We start from the raw sequence: 22171 nt of genomic DNA on the forward strand, positions 1-22171 counted from the left end.
ATGAATTGATGCTGGCGTTCTTTATCCTCCTGTTTTATCCATCGGACAGACTGGAAGAGGACCGACCTTGGTTTTTCGATTCGTCCACACGGCAGATGTTCATCTAGATTCACCCCTGAAGACGCTTGCGTTGCGGAACGCCGACCTTTCGGAGCTGATCGGGCTCGCGACCCGGCGAGCCTTCGTCCGGGTGATAGACCTATGTCTCGAAGAGAAGGTCGATGCGCTTGTGCTGGCAGGTGACCTCTACGACGGCGACCAGACTTCGATGAAGACGGCCCGCTTCCTGGCGGAGCAGCTTCGACGCCTGCACGAGGCGGGAATAAAGACCTTTATCATCCGAGGAAATCACGACGCCCTGTCGAGGATCACTGCTGAACTGGTCATGCCCGATACGGTGAAGGTGTTCGGCCAGACCGCGGAGACGGTCGTCATGGAGCGGGGCGACGGTCATTTCCCGGTGGCTGTCCACGGTTTAAGCTTCGCGAAGCCGCACGCTCCGGAAAGTCTGCTTCGGCACTATACCCTCCCAGTGCCGGATGCCTTCAACATCGGTGTCATGCATACGAGTCTTGGGGGTTCCGTCGGACACGATCTCTACGCGCCATGTGGCGTTGCCGATCTACAGCAGAGCGGATTTCACTACTGGGCGCTGGGGCATATCCATAGACGGTCAGTCGTTGAGAACGGTTCATCGGCAATCGTGATGCCGGGCATGCCGCAAGGGCGCGACGTCAACGAGGACGGCCCGAAAAGCGTTTCTCTCGTTACGGTCAACGATGACCGGTCGATCGTCATAGAGGAGAGGCAGACAAGCGTGGCGCAGTTCGAGAGACTGTCGATCGACGTCTCCGGCGCCGCCGATTGGAAGGCGATGGTCGGCGACTTGTCCTCCCACCTCGACGCCCTGCGATCGTCCGTGACGGCGGACCACCTGGTAGCCCGCATTCAGCTCAGAGGTGTGAACGAGCTCGCATGGCGCATCAGAAGGGATCTTGATCTTCTGCATACCGAACTAGAATCGCGCGGCTCCATTAGCGGGAACGTCTGGATCGACAAGGTGCAGACGTCCTGCACCGCGCCAGAACGTCCGGGCGCCGGATCGGGCGCCTTGGACGAACTCTCCATGATCATCGAAAGCGAAGTCGGCGCATCTCCGGAATATCAGCAGGAGGTTCGGGCGATCGCGGAAGAACTTCGCGGCCAGCTTCCCGCCGAACTTCGGGACATCTTCGGCACGGATGAGAAAGCGTTCACAGAAAGCCTTGCGCTCTTCGCCCGCGAGGGCTCGGTCAACGTGATGGCCCGTCTTCGTAGTGGCGGCGAGGTAGATTGATGCGGATCAACCGTCTCGACCTTACTCGCTACGGCAAGTTTACGGACAGCGTCATCGATTTCGGGGAGCCGGGTCGAGGGACGCCGGACCTTCATGTCATCTACGGGCCAAACGAAGCCGGCAAGTCGACCACGTTCGACGCCATCCTGGACCTGATTTTCGGGATCGGTACGTCAAGCAAGTACGGATTCCTGCATCCTTATCCAACCATGAGGATCGGCGCCAACATCGAAATTGCGGGAGAAAGTCGCGAGTTCGTCCGGATCAAGCGGCCGCAGAACAGTCTGCTCGATTCCGATGGCCGTTCGCTGCCCGACGCCCTGATCAGAACCGATCTTGGCGGCATCGACCGCGACGCCTTCACAACGATGTTCTCGCTTGACGAAAAGACGTTGGAAAAGGGCGGGGAGGGAATCCTGGCCAGCAAGGGGGACCTCGGCGAGCTGCTGTTCTCCGCTAGCGCCGGCCTTTCGGACCTGAGCCGGCAATTGTCGTCTATCCGCGGAGAGGCAGACGTCTTCTACCGCTACCGCGCCCGCAGCGGCGCGCTCGCCGACTTCAAGACAGAGTTGACCACCCTTAAGGAGCAGCGCGCAGCGCTCGACCTTCGGGTAAGTGATTTTCAGCGCTTGTCGTCCGAGCGCGCGCATCTCTCGCGGCTTCATGAAGACGCGTTGGAGCAGCGAGCAGCGACCCAGAGGCGGATGGACGATGTAAGGCGGATACTCGCTGCGCTTTCTCCTATGGCCAGGCTCTCGACCTTGAAGGGAGAGTTCTCCCAGACGGAAGAGGTCCCGGTGCCGCCGTCATCCTGGTGCGGCGAGCTCCCCGGACTTCGAAGCAGCGAAATCGAATACCGTGTGAAGCTTGAGCAGATCGCCCGCTCGATCGCAGAGATCGAGCGTGAGGCGGAGAAACTGGCTCCAGACCCGGTGGCATTGGAGCTTTCGGCACGCGTGGCCGAACTGTCGGATCTTCAGCCGCGGTACATTACCGCCGAGAATGACATTCCCAAGCTCTCTGCCAGAGCTGCCGAGCTTTCAATCGAGAGCATACTGGTTCAGTTGGGGCGGCCGGGCGATGCTTCCCCCGTTCGCCTTATCCTCGATGCGCCGACGGTTGGTACACTTCGGGCGTTGATGGAAGGCAAGTCGGGCGTCGACGCCCGCCTGACCAGCGCAAAGGACGAGTGTGCGAAGGTAGAGCGAGCGATAGCTGTTCTAAGCGCCAGCAACTCCACCACCGACCTATCGCCCGATAAGGTCAAGACGTACGAACAACTGGCCGCCACCGTGAAGACCATACCGCGGTCTGACGAGGAGGTCGCACTTCGATCGTTGTCGCGGCGTCGCGACGCCGCTTCGGTCGCCTTGGCCGAAACGCTGTCGCGCCTCCTGCCGTGGCGCGGATCCATCGGAGACCTGTCTTCGATGGCATGTCCCTCGTCGGTTAAGCTTGAGCAGTGGAAGACGTCGTTCAAGCTAGCGACGGAGCAGGCCCGGAGGGCCCGCGCCGATCTTGACCGTCTTGAACCGGAAGGCCGCAGACTGGACGCCGAGATAGATGCTGTGCGCAGTCTGGTTAGTGCGATCGACGAGATGCACTCCACCGACAGTCGAGCTTTGCGTGATGAAGCATGGGCCACCCACCGCAAGACGATGGACGACGCGACGGCCGACGCCTTCGAAGAAGCGATGAAGTCGGACGACCACCTTGTGTCCCAGCGGCTCCTTCACTTCTCGGAAATCGGCAAGCTCAACCAGCTCCTTCAGCGCAATGCCGCGGTTCGCACGGACGTGGAGACCGCGCGCCACGCGCAACGGGAGGCACTGGACCGGCAAGAAGAAATCCGGTCCGAGATTACTGCGAGGCTGGACCCGCTTGTCGCGGGATCCAGTTTGGAGGCGGACCCGTTTGAGCTCGAGGACTGGCTGCGAAAGAGAGAGGACGTTCTCAAGGCGAGGGACGAACTGGCCGATGTCGACCGGGAAATCGCCGACGTCCGCGATCGTGTCGGTCGGTCAAGACGGCTACTGATCGAGGCAATGGACGCGGCGAACGTGGGATACCATCCTGACGCCGACATAGCAGCGCTCGTCGCGGCCGCAGAAGACGCCGTGAACGATTTCAATTCGGCCTTCAGTCAGGCGACGCAGATGCGGCGATTGCAAGCCGAGTGCGTCGATCGCGAGCAGGCGCTTGCCGATGCGTCTTTCGCAGCCGAGGCGTGGCAGTCGGAATGGAAGCTCATCTGCGAGAGTTCCTGGCTGGGCGAACTCGACGTGATCCCAGGCACCGGTGCGATGAGCGAAATTCTCTCCACGTTAGAAAAGCTGGCATCTGCGATCGAGAGCAGGGACGGCCTGATCGACCGGGTCCAGAAGATGGAGAAGGACAGGGCGCTGTTCGAGGCGAGGGCCTTGGACTTGTGCGAGAAGCTTGGCATTCCGACGGAGGGATCTCCACGCGAACTCGCGCACCGCATATTCGAGCGCGTCAGACTCGCCGGCCTGAACCAGGAACGTCGGGAAGAACTGGGCGGGGAGCTTGAAGACGCTCGCAAGGAAGAATCGGATCTAAAGGCCGCGACGGAAGTGCTCGACGCACGGCTTTTGGAAATGTTTGCCTTTTTTGGCGTGACGACACTCGGCGAAGTCGAGGCGCAAATGGAAATCGCCGAACGGCGTCAGGAGCTTTCGCGGTCGATTTCCGGTCTCGAGCAGGAATTGCTGCAAATCAGCGGTGTTGCGGACATGTCTGCTTTACGGCAGCTTGTCGCCTCAGTGGACAAGCAAGACCTGGAAGGTGAACTTGCCCGCCTGACGCCCGTGCTTACGGGTCAGGATCAGCGATGCAGCGAAGTCTTTCATCAGAGGTCGAAAGTCCAGGACGCGCTGGACGCGATCGGCGGCGACGCGCGGGTCGCGCAGCTTGAAGAGAAACGCCGGACCATTCTTCTCGACATCGAGGAATCCGCGCGCCGGTACATGGAACTGCGAGCCGGCGTCGCTGCCGCCGAGCAAGCCCTTCGCCTGTACAGGGAAAGGCATCGCAGCGGCATGATGGCGCGCGCGTCGGCAGCGTTCAACATGATCAGTCGCGGCGCCTACAGCGGCGTCGCCGCGCAGCCCGGCCAGGACGGCGAGGTGCTGATCGCAGTCTCCTCCAGCGGTGGATCGAATGCCGCAAACGAACTCTCCAAGGGGGCTCGCTTCCAGTTGTACTTGGCGCTCCGCGTTGCAGGCTACCACGAGTTTCTGGGAAGCCGTCCGCCTGTTCCATTCGTGGCCGACGACATAATGGAGTCCTTCGACGATTTCCGTGCTGAAGAGACCTTCCGGCTGTTCGCCGAGATGGCGCAGCGCGGACAGGTTGTCTATCTGACGCACCATAGGCATCTCATCGAGATCGCGCGCTCAGTTTGTCCCGGTGTCCGATTGCACGATCTGGAGGCGATCGCCACCGCTGGAAAGCTGACTGCGGTCGCAGCCGAGTAGAATCTCCGTGACGTGTCCCGATATCAGGTCATTTGGCTGAGTATCAGGGCGCCGTTCGCCTTCCCGGTTACCGTCCAATCACCATGATCTTGTCACCTTTCATGATCGCCCCGATGACGCGGTCGTCGGCCAGCCGGCTCCGCCTTCAGCAAGCCGACATAGTAGGGCTGCTGTTCGTGGTGCATCAGCGCGTCGATGTACCAGGACGCCACGCATCAGGCCGTTATGGAATTCCAGATCGTCACGCCCAAACGCATGTCGAAGATCAAGGCAGGCCGTAATCTGATCGTCTTCTACTACCGCAAAGACATTGCAGCAGTGGAGGCGGGCATCGAGGACCGCAAAACGGATACTGGCAGAATGAAAATATCATCTCCGGCCCTCACGGCGCTTGACCTCCTACGCTGACGGGCGCGGCGCCATAGACGGAGCTCGACCGACACGAGACGCGCGCCCCGGATTCACACCGGCGCCGAAGGAGCGCGACGATCGCTGGCACGTGATTGTGCGCCGCTCGCCGGAGATCGACGAATGATCCCCGCTCAGAACATTGTTGCGTGGGGAGCATCGTTCCATGGGCGGATCAGCGTCAGGTCGAGCAGGATCTCATCATCTGCCGCGCACTCATCGATATCTTCGATGACGATCTCCTGTCCGCCGAGCTGCGTTTTCGCGGCGGCACGGCGCCTAATAAGCTGCATTTCCAGGAGCTCGCGAAGGAGGCCGGGCGCTGCGAAACCCCTGCCATCTTAGTGCCCGACCTTTGCTCCAAGTCGGGAGCAAAGTGGATGAGGCAACGTTCAAACCTCGGGGAGCATCGTTACGTGCGGCAATACGTGATATCGCGGTAGGGACGCCCATTACTGAGCGCCCCCCGCACAGATCCACGCGGGCGGGTTTCCCGCACGTGGCTCTTACCTCGGGTGATTGACGGCGAAGCGTACATTTGGCCATGGATCAAGGATGCAAGGCTTGGGTAGGTAGTCGGTGGCTAACTGCTCGATCCGTTTCCACGTGACGTCGGCCCTCTGACTCCGCCGCTGTGGCGCCGCAGCAGCCGCATCGCGTGCTTGCGGTGAAAGCCCGTGATGACGACGAATTCATCCAGAATTCTCGCCTTCTCCGTTCGCGTCGAAGCACGATAGCGCTCCGAAACCGCCGCCGTCAGTTCTTTCCTCGTCGCCATGCTCAGCTGTCCCATAGTCGCCCCTGTTCATACCCCTCGGTAGGGAGCAATTTATGTGAGGCAACGGTTGAATATTCGGGAACAGTTTCGACGAGGCAATGCGTACATCTTTGCCTGTTACGGGCGCCATGTAGACGTAGGACGCCTTACCTGCGGTGCTCCTGTCATGCTTTCCTACACCGAAGGTGGCTTGTTCGCTTCGGAACGCTTCGGGAGTTGCCGAGGATAAATCGTCTTCGTGTGGTGTGGTCGCTTACAACACCAACAAAAGCTCTTTTGCCACGAGGCGCGAAGTTCGGGCCAGCCCCACACACTCTGTCGGGAATGTCGCGGTCCGGACAAACGGGATCTGACCGCTGCAGTACTGTTGCCTTCTAACCAAGTCAAAGAGCTCAAACGAGGGAACAAGCTCTCTTGGCCCAAGAGTTGCTTCTTTCATGCAAAATCGAGAGCACCGACGCGCAAAATAGCTACGCGGGATACTACTGCAGAGCCACGGGCGGAATTGATGCGCGGCGCCGTGGGGAGGCACGCGCAAGGTAGAGGAAGACCATCGCAAGCGCCCCTTCAGCTGGGATAAAACGGAGACGAAGCGAGGGGTCGGCCACCTGAAAAGGCTCTACCCAACTGGCCCGCACACATGACGTCGTTTTATATCGCCGTTCTTTCAAGCGCTAAGAGGCCACTTTAGAGAGCTAACAGAGGACAATCCCATCGGTAGGGTCAGGCATTTTATGAAACAGAAAACAAGCTCCATCATGATAGCGCTTGGGACTAGCCTGGCTCTGTTGCTGGTCTGGGACGCAATGGCCTTTAAGGACAGGATACAAGACTCCGCGATGTCCGATTTTGTTCTTCAGAACGGTATTGAGGTGGTCGTCATCCCTGATCACAGGATCCCGATCGTCACCCAGATGGTCTGGTATAGAGCGGGAGCGGCGGACGGCCCTTCGGTAAAGTCCGGCATCGCTCACTTTCTGGAGCATCTAATGTTCAAGGGCACAAAGACGCACAAGGCCGAGGAGTTCGACAAGGCGGTCGCCGAAACCGGGGGCGAGGAAAACGCCTTCACCTCATTTGACTACACCGCCTTCTACCAGACGGTAGTCCCTCTTTTACAGGTCGGAGAGGGCACGGAGCAGAGCCTGGCCGCAATTACGGCTGCTGATTTAAGGGCAATTTACCAGCGGATTTCGCACGTGCGAAACTCAAAATCGCCGTAACCGGGGCCATTGACGCAACGACCCTGAGGGGTGACTTAGATCGCGTGTTCGAGGGACTGCCCAGCCAGCCATCGCTCAACGAAGCTAGAAGGATAGCGCCCAAGCTCGCCCAGCAAATAGATGTCCACTATGATCTTACAAAGACTGAACTCCGCCTCGCTTACCCGGGAATACCTATACCGATCCGCAGTATTACGCGCCCTGCTTCTAGCTGTTTTTCCAATCCCGACAGCAACACCTACCTGCGGGCGAACGTTACGAACTCATTCTGACCGCAAAAGCTCCTGTAAGAAGCGGCGCAAAAACGGAGACACCAATGGAGACTTCATACGCATCCGAAGCTTCGGCCAGGCCCAGAGCAAGCCGGATACGATCCGAGGCCGAGGCGTTGAAGATAGCTCGCAATTTAGCGGCCGATTTCGCCGGGACCGCCTCAGAACGCGATAGCAGCCGCTGCTTGCCTTTTAAAGAGCTGGACCGGCTTTCAAATTCGGGGCTTTTGGCAATCACAGTGCCGCGGGAGTTTGGGGGGCTTCAGGTTTCCAATGCCGTCTTAGCCGAGGTAACGGCCATTCTGTCTGAGGCTGACAGCTCGATTGGCCAGATTCCACAAAATCATTTTTACATCCTGGAGGCCCTTCGCACCGACGGAAACGAGGACCAGCAGTGCACTTTCTTTATGGAGGCTCTGGCGGGACGCCGGTTCGCAAACGCCCTTTCTGAGCGAGGCACTAAGACGGTTGGCCACTACAACGCTCGCATCAGGCGCGACGAAAACGGCTACCGCCTCAACGGCAAAAAATATTACTCCACCGGTGTCATTTTTGCAGACTGGATTGCTGTTTTTGCGCTCAACGAAAAAAACCAGCTGACTATGTCCTTCGTCCCGAAGGAGGCAGAGGGCATAGCGATTTATGATGACTGGGACGGTTTTGGCCAGCGAACCACCGGAAGCGGTACAACTGTCTTTGATAATGTATTCGTCGATCCCAGTCGGGTAGTGCCGCACTATCGTGGTTTCGAGCGACCGTCTACGATCGGCTCCGTAGGCCAGATCATTCAAGCGGCAATTGATCTTGGTATTGCACGGGCCGCGTTCGCGGACGTCGTCGATTTCGTTCGTCACAAAGCTCGCCCATGGATCGACAGCGGCGTCGAGCGGGCGTCCCAGGACCCACTGACCATTGTTCGAAGCGGCCAGCTTGCCATCCGCCTGGAAGCCGCCACCGCCCTTCTCGAGCATGCAGGTCGAAAAGTTGACGTGGCGCAGACCGTCCCGAGCCAAGAGAACGTTGTCGATGCCAGCCTAGCGGTTGCCGCCGCGAAAGTCCTGACAACTGAAATCGCCATCGAAGCCGCCGACACTCTGTTTGAATTAGCCGGCACGTCGGCAGTTAAAGCGGAATTAAATCTCGACCGCCATTGGCGAAACGCCCGCACCCATACATTGCACGATCCAGTGCGGTGGAAATATCACGCGGTCGGAAACTACCACTTGAACGGTGTGATTCCGCCCAGGAACGGTTCACTCTGATCCTTAAGTACGTGCCCCGTCGACGCGCAAGGTCGGTGCGGGCCGGGATCTGGAACGCGAGGGAAACGTGTCTCTGGCAAATCTTGCACATTTGGTCAGGTGGCATATCTCGGAGGATGAATTGCGGGCATTGCAATGCCCGATATCGTCCCGGGCGCCGGCGGGCCAGCGTCAAGCCGCATTCATGGTATGCGAAAGCCGCATTACCTCGCAAAGATGCTGGAAATGGCCGGCCCGGTGCTGCGCACCGAAGGCGAAGTCATGAAATGGGCGCGCAGGGAGAACGCGTATCTCGGCGGCCGGCCATTAAGCAATTGAGGCAGCGAACGCGAAAAAGCCCCCTCGGGCGAAGGCTTCAAGGGCCGCTTGACCGGCCTGGCCGGCGATGTCAAGGGCGGAAACGAACAAGGCGGTCGGAACCTGCCTCGATCTGGATGCAAAAGCAGCCCTGGACAAGCGATCGTTACCGGGAACCGGCGAAGACGGCCGAAGGCTGGCTCCGTGCCAGCGGCATAGAGCGCTGCCGACCGACTGGGCGGTGGCTCTGAGATACGAATTGAGGCTGTTCAACGACACCGATCTTCGTGCTCGCTATTTAGCTTGAGGTGCTCGTTGCGAACACTGAGGAAAAAAATGCAGGGCGCTTCGACCCGACAGAGTTGGGCAAGCAGCCTCGGGAGATGTTGGTCAATCCTGAAGATGTCTGGCATCTGGACGAGGTCGTTTCCATCGGTGGCCGAAAACATTGGCTTTGGCGCGCCGTTGATCAGGAGGGCTATGTTCTCGACGAGATCGTTCAAGCCCGCAGCGACACTAAAGCTGCCAAGCAGTTCCTGGTCGACTGCTGAAGAAGCAAGGACGGGTGCCGACGCGCATCGTCACCGAAAAGCTGCGCTATGGAGCGGCAAGACGGGACGTGATGCCCGCATCGTCGCACAAAGGCTTGAACAATCGCGCCTGCGAATTCTCACGTGCCACTTCGCAAACGAGAACGGACAATGCAGGGATTTCGATCTGCCGGCGGCTTGCAACGTCTTATCCCAGTCTTCTCAGCCGTCCGCACGCCCGTATAGTCGTATCTGAAAATGACGCCATTCGGCTCATAATGGATCGTTCAGACCGCTCTGCAAGCCGGAAGCCGCCGCCTTGCCTTCGACTCTCCATTTGCGACAGGCCCTGATGAATTGCCAGGCGGGGCTGCAGCGGGAAACCTGTCCTTCCGTTGCATGCGCGGCAGTCGGAATATTTGTCACTATCTATCGAAGATGATCATGCTGTCCATTAGCGGTTTTCTTGATTGGCACGGTCTTTGCTCTGTTGAACCACAAATACCGTACGGCACAAACCTGCAGAAGTTCCTTCAGCTTTAGGCAGTCGCTACTTCAAGATCTGCGGATGCGGATACCGGCGTTAGGTGGACCGCCTAAACTGTTCGCACTCGTTCTGCAGAGTAGGATGGATGATGCGCCAGCACAAAGAATACTCGAACGTGAACGTTTTCGAAAGTGCCAGGAGGCCGCTGACCTCATCCTTTTTGGCCGACCTGGCCGTACTAGGTGTCGCATTCGTTTGGGGCGCGAGCTATCCGGTCGCGAAAGGCGCATTATTCTACGCGCCGGTTTTGATCCTCATTCTTTATCGTTTCCTGATTACCACGATCGTTATGGCAGTGGCGGCAAGGCATGAGATCGCATCGATCTCCTGGGGCGATTGCATCCGCGGCATCGTACTGGGAACAATACTTTTTTCGATTTTTGTTGCTGAAACTTACGGTATCGCATCAACAAGCGCCATGAACACGGCCTTGATCATTTCGCTTTGTGTAATTTTTACCCCGGTCATTGACTATGGGCTATCAGGGCGACTTCCACCTACGGGCATAGTGGCAAGTGCTGCCGTATCCTGCATTGGTGTCGGTATTCTCACTGGCGGGATCGGCAAGTTCAGTCCGGGTGACGCGCTTGTGGTTGGGGCTGCGATTCTGCGAGCGATTATGGCTGTTTCCACCAAACGCCTTCTGGCCGGCCGGCCGATTTCGTCTGCGGCACTGACGGCCATCCAGGGATCGGCGGTGGCAACACTCACTTGCGTTTTGGCCGTCGCTCAATCCGGAATCCACGGCCTTATTGTGAACGCCACCTTTCAGTTTTGGGGCGCTGTCGCCTTCCTTTCACTCTTCTGCACCATCGCTGCATTCTACATTCAAAACGCCGCGGTCAGAAAATCGACGCCGACACGGGTCGGCTTTCTGATGGGAACAGAACCCTTTTTTGGTTTCGTCCTCGCGCACCTTCTCCTGACAGAATCATTGACCGCAACGGGCCTCATAGGTGCCGGCCTCATCCTCGCGGGAACCTTTACCGGCATCTTTTTTGAGAGCAGGACCTGACAAATGAACCTCGTCTCAACTTCGATCAAACCATCTATCGGCGGCATTTTGAGTTACGAAGATCTGGAGGCTTTTCCGGACCGAAACGCACCGGTTGCAACCATGTTCAGTGGCGGTCTCGACAGCACCTACCTTCTCTACAAACTGCAAACCCTTGGCTTTGCGAATATTGAAGCTGTCGCAGCGGATGTCGGAACGTTCATCGACAAGCCTTTGCTGGAACAGACGGCAGCAAGGTTCGGCGCGCGCTTTGTCTGTCTCGAAGGGCGGGAAGCTTTTGTCGAACAAGGCGTGAAACCCGCCATTCGGGCCCACGCCAAGTACCTTGCCAACTATCCGTTAAGCAGTTCCTTGAGCCGTCCCGTAATCGCCTCGTTGATTGTTGGTTATGCAACGTCAATCGGCTCACGGCTGCTTCTTCATACAGCAAATCTTTCGCAGAATAGCCTTCCGCGCCTTAACAATAGCATCAAGCGCTCGGGATTTTCCGGTAACTTCGGCAGTCCGTATGAATGCTCGGTGGTTTCCCGGCAGCAGAAGGCCGCCGCCCTCTCCAAGTTCGGATTGACTTTTGTGACGGACCGCACGTGGAGCGGGGACGAAAACCTCTGGTGCCGGGAATTCGAGTCTGGACCTTTGGACAATCCCGAGAACTTTTCTATCCCGGAAGAGGCATTTGAATGGACGCGTAACATTGCCACAGAGCAGCCGATAGAAATCAAACTCGGATTTGTCGACGGAAATCTCGTGTCAATTGATGACCGTGATGTTGCACTGATCGACGCAATCCCGCTCCTGAATAAAACAGTTGGTAAATTCGGACACGGCCGCTTTGTCGGGCTCGAACACATCTCAACCGGTGAAAAGGTTCTCGAGGTCCGCGAGGCCCCCGCGGCGGCCATCATCATGGACGCGCTGCGGCACCTCGAAACCGCTTCCCTTGGCGTCAAATCAATCGTGTTGAAGCAAGGGCTTGAGCAAGCCTGGTCCCAGGAGGCGGTTTCAGGTGCATGGGGCAGTACTATTCACAAGATGTGCGAACGGGCCATAGCGTCTGCACTCGAGGGCGTCAGCGGGAGCGTCAGCTACATAGTCGACAACACGCGGTTTTTACCTCGGTCCATCATAGCCAGCACGCCGAAATACATTACGGACCGCCACCTTTGGGAACACCAAGCCGCGAGCCGCCAACCGACCTCTAAACTCCCCCTCGCCATTACCAAGACGGGAGGCACCCATGAAAAGGTCGCAAACCAGGCGCTAGGCAGCCTCAGTCACGAATGCACTGATCATCTGGCGACAAATGGATGGTGGTTTTCGAGAGGTGAGCGCACTGAAGCCGGCTTCGGCATCGAAATTGATGCTGGCTGGAACAACTTTGCTGACCATTGGAATCGACTGCTTCTCGATGAATACATGCGTGACGGCGGGACCTATCGCTACCGGCGCTATGGTGCGTTTGAATATGATGCAGCGGAGGGAATTTTTCGGCTCCTGCCGCATGCCCCTTACGAGCAATCCAAAGCCATCAACCACTTGAATGGCGGCTTCAAGCGCTACTTCGAGCCCTTTGAACAATCCTTTATAGATCATCCGGTATTAAACAAGATTCTGACAGGTTTCTGCAGAATTTTATGTGAAACCGCAGGACATGATCGTTGGAATATTAAGCTTCATCCCTACCGGATTGTTGCACGCGACGGCGTAAACGGTAAACCAGCACCCGAAGGCCTTCACCAGGACGGAGTGGATTTCATTGTCTCTTACATGATCGCGCGGGTTAACGTGACCGGCGGTATGAGCACGATTACTGATGCCTCAAAGCGGTTCCTCGGCGATGTCGAAATGAACCTGCCAAATGATTTTGTGATCTGCAACGACCGCAAGATGTTTCACGATGTATCATCGATCGCGACCGAAAATCCGAAGCTGCCGTTCGCCTATCGTGACGTCCTTGTCATCGCCTTTGAGAAGCTTTGAATTAAGTCTTGGACTTAAGCACATTGGGAAATCGGAATAGCGAACGTTCCTTATGCCAAAAGCGCCAAACCATTTTCAATGAGCTTGAAATTGAACGTGACATCCTCTCTGCTCTTCCTCGGGCATCGGCGGCATGACGGGCTCGCCCTGCGGCAGGATTGTTAACGCAGCTGGTCGGCATAGTCTACGCCTGCTCAGCTTTGTCCCGGCTGTATTTCTGATGGCCGAGAGCGGGCGGGCTGATGGTCTGGCAGCGGATTCGCAGGCCGGGCCTGGCTCAGCGGCTCTGCACCCATCTCGATCTCCAGGCGTGCGGCCTCGGCACGCACCTGGCTTTTCCGGCGAATCGCTTCCAATGGCGACATGGCCCCTAGCCGCTATCTTACCGTCGCCGGCAAGACCTCGAATTTCCAGAAGTTTTCCGGGCTGAGATAGGTATTGGCAAAAGCGCGGATATCGCCGGGGGTGACCTTGTCGTAGCCGCTAAGATTGTCGCGTATCCAGTCCAAACGTCGCGGATCCGTCTGAGCGCCGCGCAGATGTTCGATCCAGTATTCGTTGCTCTGCCGCTGATGCTTCAGCGTCTCGATGATCGGTCCCCGGGCGCGGGCGAACTCGTCCGGAGAGACATCACGAGACCGCAGGTCATTGGCGATCTGGTCGACAAGTGCGTAGAAGCGAGCGATCTTTACCGGATTCGTCTCGGCGTGGAAATAAGCGTAGCCATAGCCGGGAATTTCCCTCGACAGGTCGACGTCGCCGTCCACCGAGTAGCTTGCGCCTTCCGCAATACGAAACTGGTCGATCAGCCGGTTCTGGAAGATTTGGGTGGCGATATTGGCGGTGAAAGACCGCGGCAGATCGGAGAGCAAATCGCCGATCGGAGCTCCGAAGCCGGCGGCTGCGTTATCCGCCCGGCCGCTATGGGTCAGCAAAACGGGCGTCTTGTTCGCCGCCGGAAAGCGCACGTCACCCCAATCCTTGCTCGGCGCCACCTCCGTCCGTGGCGGCAAAGCGCCAAACGTTCCAGCTATCATCCGGATTGCATCATCTACCGTGACGTCGCCGACGATGGTGATGTCGATCGCGCCGTTGGAAACCATGGGCCGGAACAGAGCCTCAAAATCGCCCGGCTTGGCGGCGGACAACTGGGCGCGATCAGGAAAGGTCCAGCGCGGATCGCCGGAGTGGACGAGACCTCTGAGGTTACGGCTGACAACGCCGTTGGGGGTCGCCTGATACTGATCGAGGTCGCTCAAATAGGCCTGCTGCACCCGCTTGAATGCTTCCGGGCGGTAGGCGGGATCGGCGGTATATGCTGTCATCAGCTGCAATTGCGTCGCTAGATCTTCAGTCCGGGTGCGGCCGTCGAAACTGAAGGAACTGTCGCAGACCGATAAGTCGATGCCGACCATATTGGCCGTCAGCGCTTTCTGGATATCCTGGTAATCCATGCCCTTGACGCCTGAGAGCGCGACAGCCGGAGACGCCCATAGCGGGACGGGACGGTCCTGCGGCAGGTCCAGCCGGCCGCGGCCGATATCTTCGCGCACCAGCACTTCGTTGGCGCGCAGCTTGGTCGGCTTGACCGTAAGCCGGACGCCATTGGAAAAGCGCGCCATGGTCACGCCGAGATCGTCGACGGCGCGGCGTTCGACCACGGCGCCCGGCTGCCCGAAATGGGTGTAAGGCCATGCGACGTCGGCTACACCAGTTGATGCCGAGACGGTTATAGCCTTTGACGCATCATAGGCTTGCCGAACCGCGTCCGCTCCGCCCTGGGGTGATTGGGCCGTCTGCAGCACGATCTGGGGACCGTTGCCGGAGAAGGCATGCCGCAGCGCATGATTGACCTCGGCTGCTGTGACGTCCTTCGTGATCGTCTCGAATAGCGAAAGGTCTTCGGCGGGCGACGTGAAGACCTGATTGTCATTGACGCTCTTGGCCAGCATCGAAGCGATGTCGGTAGTCGTGCGCGTCGCGGCTCCGGCCGCAGCAGCCTGAAGAAACGAGCGATTTTCGAGGATTTCACGATCGAGTTCAGCCTGCCCAACGCCGAACTGCTGGATACGCCGCTGTTCCTGGTCAATGGTTGCGAGCGCCGCCTGCCATTTATCCGGCTCGGAATTCGCCGCGATCAGGACGATATGCGCGGAATCAAGAAGATCCTGGGAGCCGGCAACCGCACTGATGAAAGGGGCATCCGCCTTGCTGGCAATGGTGCTCACCCGGCGTTTGAGCACCAACAGGCCGAGATCTTCGATAAGCTTCGTGCGGCGCTTAGCAAATGTGTCAGGCGCGGTATCATGAGGACGCGTCCAGGCGATCTGCACTTCGGTCATGCCGCCAGGAACAGCGAGGACGTCGGCGCTTTCGCCTTTCGTCTGTAATGTGCCGGGATCCGGTTGTGCAGGCGTCGGACCCGCGGCCTTCCAGTCGCCGAAGCGCTGCCGGATTTCGATTTCCATGGCGACGGGATCGATATCGCCCACCACCATCAGCGTTGCCCGCTCCGGCCGGTAATTGGCACGGTAATAATCGCGGACGAGGTCCACAGGCGCATTGCTGATGATGTCGGTTATGCCGATCGGCGCGCGCATGGTTGCACGCCGGCCGGCGAGCAACGAATTCGTGATTCCGAGCCATGCGCGATATTGCGGCGTGTCGCATAGCCGCTCCTCCGACAGGATGACGCCGCGCTCGCGATCGAAAGCGCCGGCGTCGAGGGTCAACTCGCTCGCCGTCTCCCTCATCAGCATCAGACCCGTGGAAAGCGTGTCGGCATCGACCTCGGGAAGGTCGAGCTTGTACACAGTCTCGTCATAAGAGGTATGGGCGTTGGTATCCGCCCCAAAGGCTAGGCCCTTGCGCTGCAGGATACGGACCATCTCCCCTTCGGGGACATGCGTCGATCCCTTGAAGGCCATATGCTCTAGAAAATGGGCCAGGCCCTGTTGGTCGTCTCTTTCATCGAGCGAGCCGGAGCCGATGCGGAAGCGGATCGCTGCCTGACCGGGCGGCGTCGCATTGCGCATGATCGCAAACCGCATTCCATTGGCGAGCGTGCCGAAATGGACGTCGGAGTCGGCTCGAATGTCGCTTTGCGTTTGTGGCCAAGACGTGGACTGGGTATCCGCATAGGTCGATGACGCGAAGCTTGCGGCGAGCGCGATCGGCGCGAGAAACCGCCAGGCGGCTGAGTATTTTATTTCTCGAGACATTCTTGATCCTGGAGATGAATATTAAAGAGGGTGAACGGCGCTGATCCGACTATTCCGCAGGCTGCATCTTTTCAAAAGCGCTCGAACAGCGCGTTTTATCACCCGCGCAGTTGCGTTGAAAAACACGTCGCCATTCATCGAATTCACCTCTCTATTTCAGCCAAGATACGCTTTAAAGCGGTTCACGTGGTTTGTGGATAAACACAAGCAACAGTCGTGCCAGACGAGAAAGTCCTGTAAATACAATGTGCTTGGGTCGAAACGGCTATGCCGGATTTCTAACATTGTCGGACAGAGGCCATGTCGATGCGCGCACTGCAATGCGGCTGCGTTGGGTGGCGAGGCACAAGGGATGCCTAATGAGGGGACGAAGCAATAGCCTGACGGGCATACTCACCGTTGTCAGCGCCAATAGCGGCAATCTTGCCCAGGTGCTGCAGGTGAATGACACTCAGTTCGCCTCGCTCGCTACGCCACATTTCGGCGCCGTCGGCACACTTAGCGGCCAGATCTTTCCATTGGGCTTCGAGTTGGGGGCTTGTCTGGTTTCCCGACAGGCACTGCAAAGATCGGGTTCCATCTGTCAAATGCGATTCGACGATGTAATCGTTGCCGTCGGCCTAGAGGCTAGGAGAGCTTGCGGTCGACCCCTTTTTGGAGGGCTCTCCGCATCTTTTGCGGTGGAGGGTCGGACGCTGCCTGACAATGCTTGTTTGCAGAGCAGTCATTCTCTTTCGATCCCTAAAAAAATCACCTCTGTGCGTTCGGCGCGCCTGCAAGCCGCGGCGCCTTTAACCGACCCCGATCTGCAGCCGGACGCAAATAGGCGACAGAAAGAGCAATACCACAGGACGCTCTCTCCATTGCTGACCACATACTGACAGCCAAGGTACCGAATGGCTTTAGTGCGGACATTGACTTAACCGCGCACCGCCCCTCGTCCCTCGCACCTCATTTTATTTGGGGCTGCTCGAATTACTAAGCTGATCAAGCGACGGACTGCGCGACGACGGGAAGGAGTTGCTCAGTGCCGCTTCATGTTGTTTTCGTGCGCCAGCCGCTAGAACCGCCGCGAATTCGTCGCTGCTAACCTTATCGGCGGCTAAGACCAGCCGGATCAATGGGTCAGCCAGCGCCTCGGCCATCGTGAGTTCGTTGATCATTAGAACCTCCACATGTCACCGGCTTTTATAGGCACACCAATGTTACATGTGGATGAAATTACGTGGCGTCAAACGCTGGCTGCTAGAACAAATCCTGTTCAATCCGGGTCATATCCAGCGGCCCTGAAGTAGTTGGCGCATTCTGCGGGAGTGAATCGGGGTATCAAGCGCCGACTGCCTCCCACAGGGCATCGATCTTTCGCTCCGCCCTGCCTCGCAGCATGGCTTTCAATTTGGAGAATGCGCTCTCGATAGGGTTGAAGTCCGGACTATAGAGCGGGAGGAACATGAGCTTGGCGCCAGCACCTTCGATGCATCGCGAACACCTGCTTGCGCCGGCAGGTTATCCATGACGACCACGTCGCCAGTTCCGAGGGTCGGCAACATCACCTGCTCTACATATGCCACGAAGACGTTCCCATTCATCGCGCCATCGTAGACAAACGGTGCGGTCATTCCGCCGAGGCGCAGTGTGAAAGTCGTTGTTCCAGTACCCGTGGGGCACGCCGGCTCGGCATCGCCTGCCTCTGAGCGCACGGCCGCGCAGGCGTGCATCTTCGTGGATAAACCGGCTTCATCGATGCAGATCAGCTTCTCCGGATCCAGGTCCAGTTGAGCATCGAACCAAGCACGTCGACGCTTCAGGACATCCGGTCGATTTTGCTCCAGTGCATGTTAGTCTAAGCTAGCTGCATCGCGTCGAACCGCTTTCTGTGGCTGCGGCCCAGCAAAACAAAGATATCGAACGGTCGGCGTTCGTGCCAACTTGGGAAGGAGCATGGCACGATTTTAGCTGCACTCGTCGTTGCAGTATGAGGGATGGCTATGATAACGGCTCTGCGCGCAAGGCACCAACAAGAGACATCGGATGCACTACCGCATCAACCACCTCGGTCCGCAAGCTCGCTCGAGGAACAGCACGCACAGGAACCAGCTACAGGCTTCGAGTTAGAAAATATTGCAGATTAGGAAGACGAAAGCATTTCGGGACTGCAAATATGGCCGCAAAAAATCGATTAGCAACTTACGGAACTCGGGCGCTCGGTAACCCTCATAGCGATCAGCTTAGGCATCTCGACGGTCGCTGGACGTCTGGGAAGATTTGGGGCCGCCTCCTTGATGCTGAATTGGGTTCCGACCTCGGCTTTCCGGGCTTGATTCTCGGAGAACATGCTTATGAGATACCGGTATCGCTATTCGAGTCTGCAGACCTCCCGAAGCATTGGGAACGTCTGGACGCGTTGGAGGGAGAGCGATACCAAAGAGTCACCACGATAGTCGACGTCGACGGTGAACAAATCGAGGCTTGTGTGTATGCATTGGCGAGGAGACCGGTTGGTTGAAAGTGCCCCAAAGTCAGCCCAAGGTTACGGATATGACCAGGAGAGGAGCGCTGCATTCGGCCGCGAACGGTTTTAGGAGACGTCGTTAATTGCCGGGGAGTCATCGTTTAGTCCCGGGTTCTCGAAGATCTCTCCCGCCAACGACGTAAGCTGTTCGACGTCTTGCACGCCTCGTTTCCGCAACTCAATAATAACTAATGCAAGTCGGCTGACCGCAAGCGCGTCCTTCTCGACGTTGGATGCCCGACTGACCGCCTTAAGCGCTGCATTACAGAGGCGTAGGTCTTCGGGGGTGAAAGAAATTTCGCGAGTATCGACGGGCTTTACACTGTTCATGAAGGAGTTCAAAACCTGACGTCGCCGACATTGACCGTCGACTTGTTAAGGATGTGCCTGGTGTGCACAGGATGACCGCGGCCGGCCGCCAACTTGATATCCCCGGCGCCGCGTTTTAGCAAGGCTTGCGAGCTCCACCTGAAGCCGTGGTTCTTGTAGCGATCGGAAACGATCCCGCAATGGGTTCGCTTGTCACCATGCAGGTTTTAGCCGGTGTATGGGGCAACGATCTACTTTTCGCTGTGCGCCCGGGCGGCCCCCGACAAGCTGGCGCCTTCCGTCCTTTGCCTCAACCGACCACCGGCGTCGGTAACATCCCGAGCCCCTTTAACGGACGTCGATCCTATTGGCGCGGTCAGGCTGACGGTTTCCGAAAGACCCGCATTTGTTACTCGAATGGTTTCCATCCAAACCACAGATTAAATGTGCTGCGTTAGAAGGGAAAGATCCGTGCAATCGAGGTTTCACGAATAGTACAGGAGGGCATACATGTTTCGCGGTGCTCCAGTTTTAAAGAGAGTCGCCCGCGGTTACTTAGCGTCTCCTCCGATCACGAATCCGATCAGCTGGCGATGGAGTTTCGAGCCCTCACCCAGGCCACTCACAAAGCGGAACGGCTTGATCGCGCAATAAAACCGATTAGTCGAGGTACTATACATCCCGTAGCTCGGCGGCTTCGCCACCAAGCACTGTCCGCGGTCTATGGATAGTCAAGGTGAGGCTATTTGCGGCGAGGGCGTCGGCTCTGCTCGTTTTCCCACCGCGACCATATCGCTCGCCGATTATTTTCGAACGGTGCCCTCGCGATGCTCTTCTGAAAAAACGCTTTAGTGTTCGGTGGCAGGTCACGCGCTTCCTTGAAGCGGTTCTTTCTCGCCACCTTGCGAAACCTAATCCACCAACCTTCAGTAGCAATAGAGTCAGGCCCGGCCAATGCCCCGAAAGTTTCAAACTGATATTTCAAGCGCTGCGGGGAATAGCTGTAGTGCTCGTTGTTCTCTACCATGCGCGCATCGCCCCTTTCCACGCCGGATATGTCGGCGTAGATATTTTTTCGTGATCTCTGGCTTTCTCATCACCAACTTGGTCGCGGACCAGCTTGAGCAATCCAGGTTCAGCTTTCCCCAGTTTTATTATCAGCGTGCGAAACGGCTGTTGCCAGCAGCCTACGTGGTAGTTGCCCTGACGACAATAGCTGCGCCATTTTTGCTCTCGGACAGCAGCCTGAGAGAGTTTCGCGACCAAGTTCTCGGTGCACTCACTTTCTCGGGCAATATTGTGCTTTGGTTTCAGGGCGGCTATTTCGACGTATCCGCTGAAACGAAGCCCCTTTTGCATTTCTGGTCGCTGGCCGTCGAAGAGCAGGGCTACTTGCTGCTCTCGGCGTTCCTGGCTTTTTCTCCTAGAAGATGGTGGTTCCCGGGGGCTATTTTGCTGTTTATTGCTACCTTGCCTTGTGCTGTTATCTGGCGTTTTGGCATCCCTCTGCTGCTTTCTATCTGCTTCCTTCCAGGTTTTGGGAAATCGCGTTGGGGTCACTAGCAGCCTTGCTGTCAGTGACCCCGCGCATCGCTTCGGCGATGTCTTGGACGCGGCTCTCAGCGTTAGCGGTTCTCGTTTTTTCCGCTCTGGGTCTCGCGCATCCAGTAGTGGGCGCCGCTTTGGTTCGCATGGCGACTGCGGTGCTGCTCGTGATTCCCGGAAGGAACAACGGAGCAGTTCGAGCTATAGCTGGCGTGGGAAGAATCTCCTATTCCCTGTATCTGATCCATTGGCCTCTGCTCGTATACGTGAAGGCTCTTTGGCTAGCAGAGCCCCCGACTCTTGCGATTTGGTCAGCGCTTGTAGTTTCGTCCGTTGCGAGCTGGCTGCTCTGTCGGTTTGTCGAGGAGCCGCTGCGCCAAGGCACCCCGCCTGGTCTAAGGCTAGTCTCCGGGCTTACCGCCGCATCAGTTATTCTAGCGGTCTCGCCATCGCTAGCCATCGCAGTAACCGATAACAATGTAGAATTCGGGGAAATGCGTCGTATCAATTTCGGTCTTAGTAGCGCGTGCGACTTCATATCGCGACAGCCGCCTCAGGACATCCCGGAGCCCTGCCAGTCATCAAAAAAACCCGAAATGTTGGTGTGGGGTGACTCATTCGCAATGGCGTTGGTTCCGGGTCTTTCAGAAACGATCGGTAAAGCAGGGTTGGCTCAGCTAACGATGAGTGGATGCCTCCCGGCCATAGGTGTTGCCGCGATCACTAAAATATCGCCGTCACCATATTCGCGCGCATTTGGTGAGAGCTGCATACGCTTTAACGACAGTGTTCTGTCCATATTGGGGAAGCGGAACGACATTAGCACTGTAGCTATATCAAGCCCTTTTGACGCCTCCGTATCAGCCGATTTTAAAATGCTCGCTAGGACCAAAGATGGATTTGTGGAGAGCGAACCCTCCCTGGATATTGCGGTGGATGGGATCAAGGCTCTCATCGACGCTGTCCGCTCGTTGGGCAAGCGAGTTGTGGTGGTTGCGCCGCCGCCGGTCGGTAACTTTGACATTGCGGATTGCCTAGAGCGAAAAACAAGGGGAAGCCCCATTCTCGGACCTTACAGCAACTGCAAAATATCCCTCAGCGAATACCGTCAGAGCCGCGCCCGTACACTGGAGCTGCTAAATCAAGTTTCCTTGAAGGCCGACGTAGAGATTGTTTCTTTCGACGACTTTCTCTGCGATGGGATAACTTGCAGAACCGAAATCGACGGCAAGTTCCTCTATCGAGATAGTGGCCATCTCTCCTATGCGGGCTCGGTGACTATCGCTCGGCAAACAAAACTTGTCGAGAGGCTGATTGGGGCCGCACGTTAGACGCTTGTCGCAGCTGTGGCACCTCGAATGCGGAGAGGCGGCGACGAACATTTTCTTCCGAAGAGCGCCTGCGGCGCCTGACCGAGCAGCATTTGTCAATAAACTCCT

14 protein-coding genes and 4 pseudogenes are annotated in these 22171 nt (G+C 57.6%); 11 read left to right on the plus strand and 7 right to left on the minus strand.

The features are described 5' to 3' along the window. The first annotated feature begins 67 nt into the window (after positions 1-67). From BN77_RS30830 to BN77_RS30840, 3 genes are all read left to right on the plus strand, one after another. Positions 68-1336 (plus strand): metallophosphoesterase family protein, encoded by a 1269-nt coding sequence (locus BN77_RS30830; protein ID WP_007539723.1) that lies wholly within the window; start codon positions 68-70, stop codon positions 1334-1336. Continuing rightward, on the plus strand, positions 1336-4833 hold the full coding sequence (locus BN77_RS30835) for an ATP-binding protein (protein WP_007539724.1): 3498 nt from the start codon (positions 1336-1338) through the stop codon (positions 4831-4833). The genes BN77_RS30830 and BN77_RS30835 overlap by 1 nt, the downstream gene beginning before the upstream one ends. Positions 4834-5028: 195 nt before the next feature. Next, the gene (locus tag BN77_RS30840) at positions 5029-5241 is read left to right on the plus strand and encodes a type IV toxin-antitoxin system AbiEi family antitoxin domain-containing protein (RefSeq protein ID WP_028747001.1); all 213 of its coding nucleotides are present in this window, start codon (positions 5029-5031) and stop codon (positions 5239-5241) included. 134 nt (positions 5242-5375) lie between these two features. Here BN77_RS30840 and BN77_RS33960 read toward each other — a convergent pair whose 3' ends face one another. Next, positions 5376-5534, minus strand: a complete 159-nt coding sequence (locus tag BN77_RS33960) for a hypothetical protein (RefSeq protein WP_155951254.1) — start codon at positions 5532-5534, stop codon at positions 5376-5378. Between the two features lie 311 nt (positions 5535-5845). Then, positions 5846-6034: pseudogene (locus tag BN77_RS30845) on the minus strand (ISNCY family transposase); the annotation flags it as partial. 791 nt (positions 6035-6825) lie between these two features. Here BN77_RS30845 and BN77_RS35460 point away from each other — a divergent pair. The 6 genes and pseudogenes from BN77_RS35460 to BN77_RS30880 all read left to right on the plus strand — a co-directional run. Continuing rightward, a pseudogene (locus BN77_RS35460) lies at positions 6826-7131 on the plus strand (M16 family metallopeptidase); the annotation flags it as partial. A gap of 427 nt (positions 7132-7558) precedes the next feature. After that, positions 7559-8776, plus strand: a complete 1218-nt coding sequence (locus BN77_RS30855) for an SfnB family sulfur acquisition oxidoreductase (RefSeq protein ID WP_007539732.1) — start codon at positions 7559-7561, stop codon at positions 8774-8776. A gap of 135 nt (positions 8777-8911) precedes the next feature. Then, on the plus strand, positions 8912-9094 hold the full coding sequence (locus tag BN77_RS30860; protein ID WP_028746998.1) for a hypothetical protein: 183 nt from the start codon (positions 8912-8914) through the stop codon (positions 9092-9094). A gap of 377 nt (positions 9095-9471) precedes the next feature. Next, positions 9472-9837, plus strand: a pseudogene (locus BN77_RS30870) (IS6 family transposase); the annotation flags it as partial. A 428-nt stretch (positions 9838-10265) separates the two neighbouring features. After that, positions 10266-11165 (plus strand): DMT family transporter, encoded by a 900-nt coding sequence (locus BN77_RS30875; protein ID WP_028746996.1) that lies wholly within the window; start codon positions 10266-10268, stop codon positions 11163-11165. A 3-nt stretch (positions 11166-11168) separates the two neighbouring features. Continuing rightward, positions 11169-13145: an argininosuccinate synthase-related protein gene (locus tag BN77_RS30880; protein WP_007539736.1), complete on the plus strand. Its 1977-nt coding sequence runs from the start codon at positions 11169-11171 to the stop codon at positions 13143-13145. Between the two features lie 377 nt (positions 13146-13522). Here BN77_RS30880 and BN77_RS30885 read toward each other — a convergent pair whose 3' ends face one another. The 5 genes and pseudogenes from BN77_RS30885 to BN77_RS34360 form a co-directional block, all read right to left on the minus strand. Beyond that, positions 13523-16366 (minus strand): M16 family metallopeptidase, encoded by a 2844-nt coding sequence (locus tag BN77_RS30885; protein WP_007539738.1) that lies wholly within the window; start codon positions 16364-16366, stop codon positions 13523-13525. Between the two features lie 956 nt (positions 16367-17322). After that, positions 17323-17529: a hypothetical protein gene (locus BN77_RS30895; RefSeq protein ID WP_040679121.1), complete on the minus strand. Its 207-nt coding sequence runs from the start codon at positions 17527-17529 to the stop codon at positions 17323-17325. Positions 17530-17627: 98 nt separating this feature from the next. Beyond that, a pseudogene (locus BN77_RS33175) lies at positions 17628-18204 on the minus strand (IS630 family transposase); the annotation flags it as partial. Between the two features lie 740 nt (positions 18205-18944). Next, positions 18945-19208, minus strand: coding sequence for a hypothetical protein (locus tag BN77_RS30910; RefSeq protein WP_037075297.1), 264 nt, complete (start codon positions 19206-19208; stop codon positions 18945-18947). A gap of 721 nt (positions 19209-19929) precedes the next feature. Next, positions 19930-20214, minus strand: coding sequence for a hypothetical protein (locus tag BN77_RS34360; protein WP_162145363.1), 285 nt, complete (start codon positions 20212-20214; stop codon positions 19930-19932). A 50-nt stretch (positions 20215-20264) separates the two neighbouring features. Here BN77_RS34360 and BN77_RS35465 point away from each other — a divergent pair, with 50 nt between their 5' ends. Together BN77_RS35465 and BN77_RS35470 are read left to right on the plus strand one after the other, a co-directional pair. After that, a complete protein-coding gene (locus tag BN77_RS35465; protein ID WP_235777085.1) occupies positions 20265-20750 on the plus strand; it encodes an acyltransferase family protein in 486 nt (161 codons plus the stop codon). A gap of 476 nt (positions 20751-21226) precedes the next feature. Next, positions 21227-22063, plus strand: coding sequence for an SGNH hydrolase domain-containing protein (locus BN77_RS35470; protein ID WP_235777084.1), 837 nt, complete (start codon positions 21227-21229; stop codon positions 22061-22063). Positions 22064-22171 lie beyond the last annotated feature (108 nt).

The sequence above is a fragment of the Rhizobium mesoamericanum STM3625 genome (genome assembly GCF_000312665.1).
In the GTDB taxonomy this organism is placed as follows: domain Bacteria; phylum Pseudomonadota; class Alphaproteobacteria; order Rhizobiales; family Rhizobiaceae; genus Rhizobium; species Rhizobium mesoamericanum.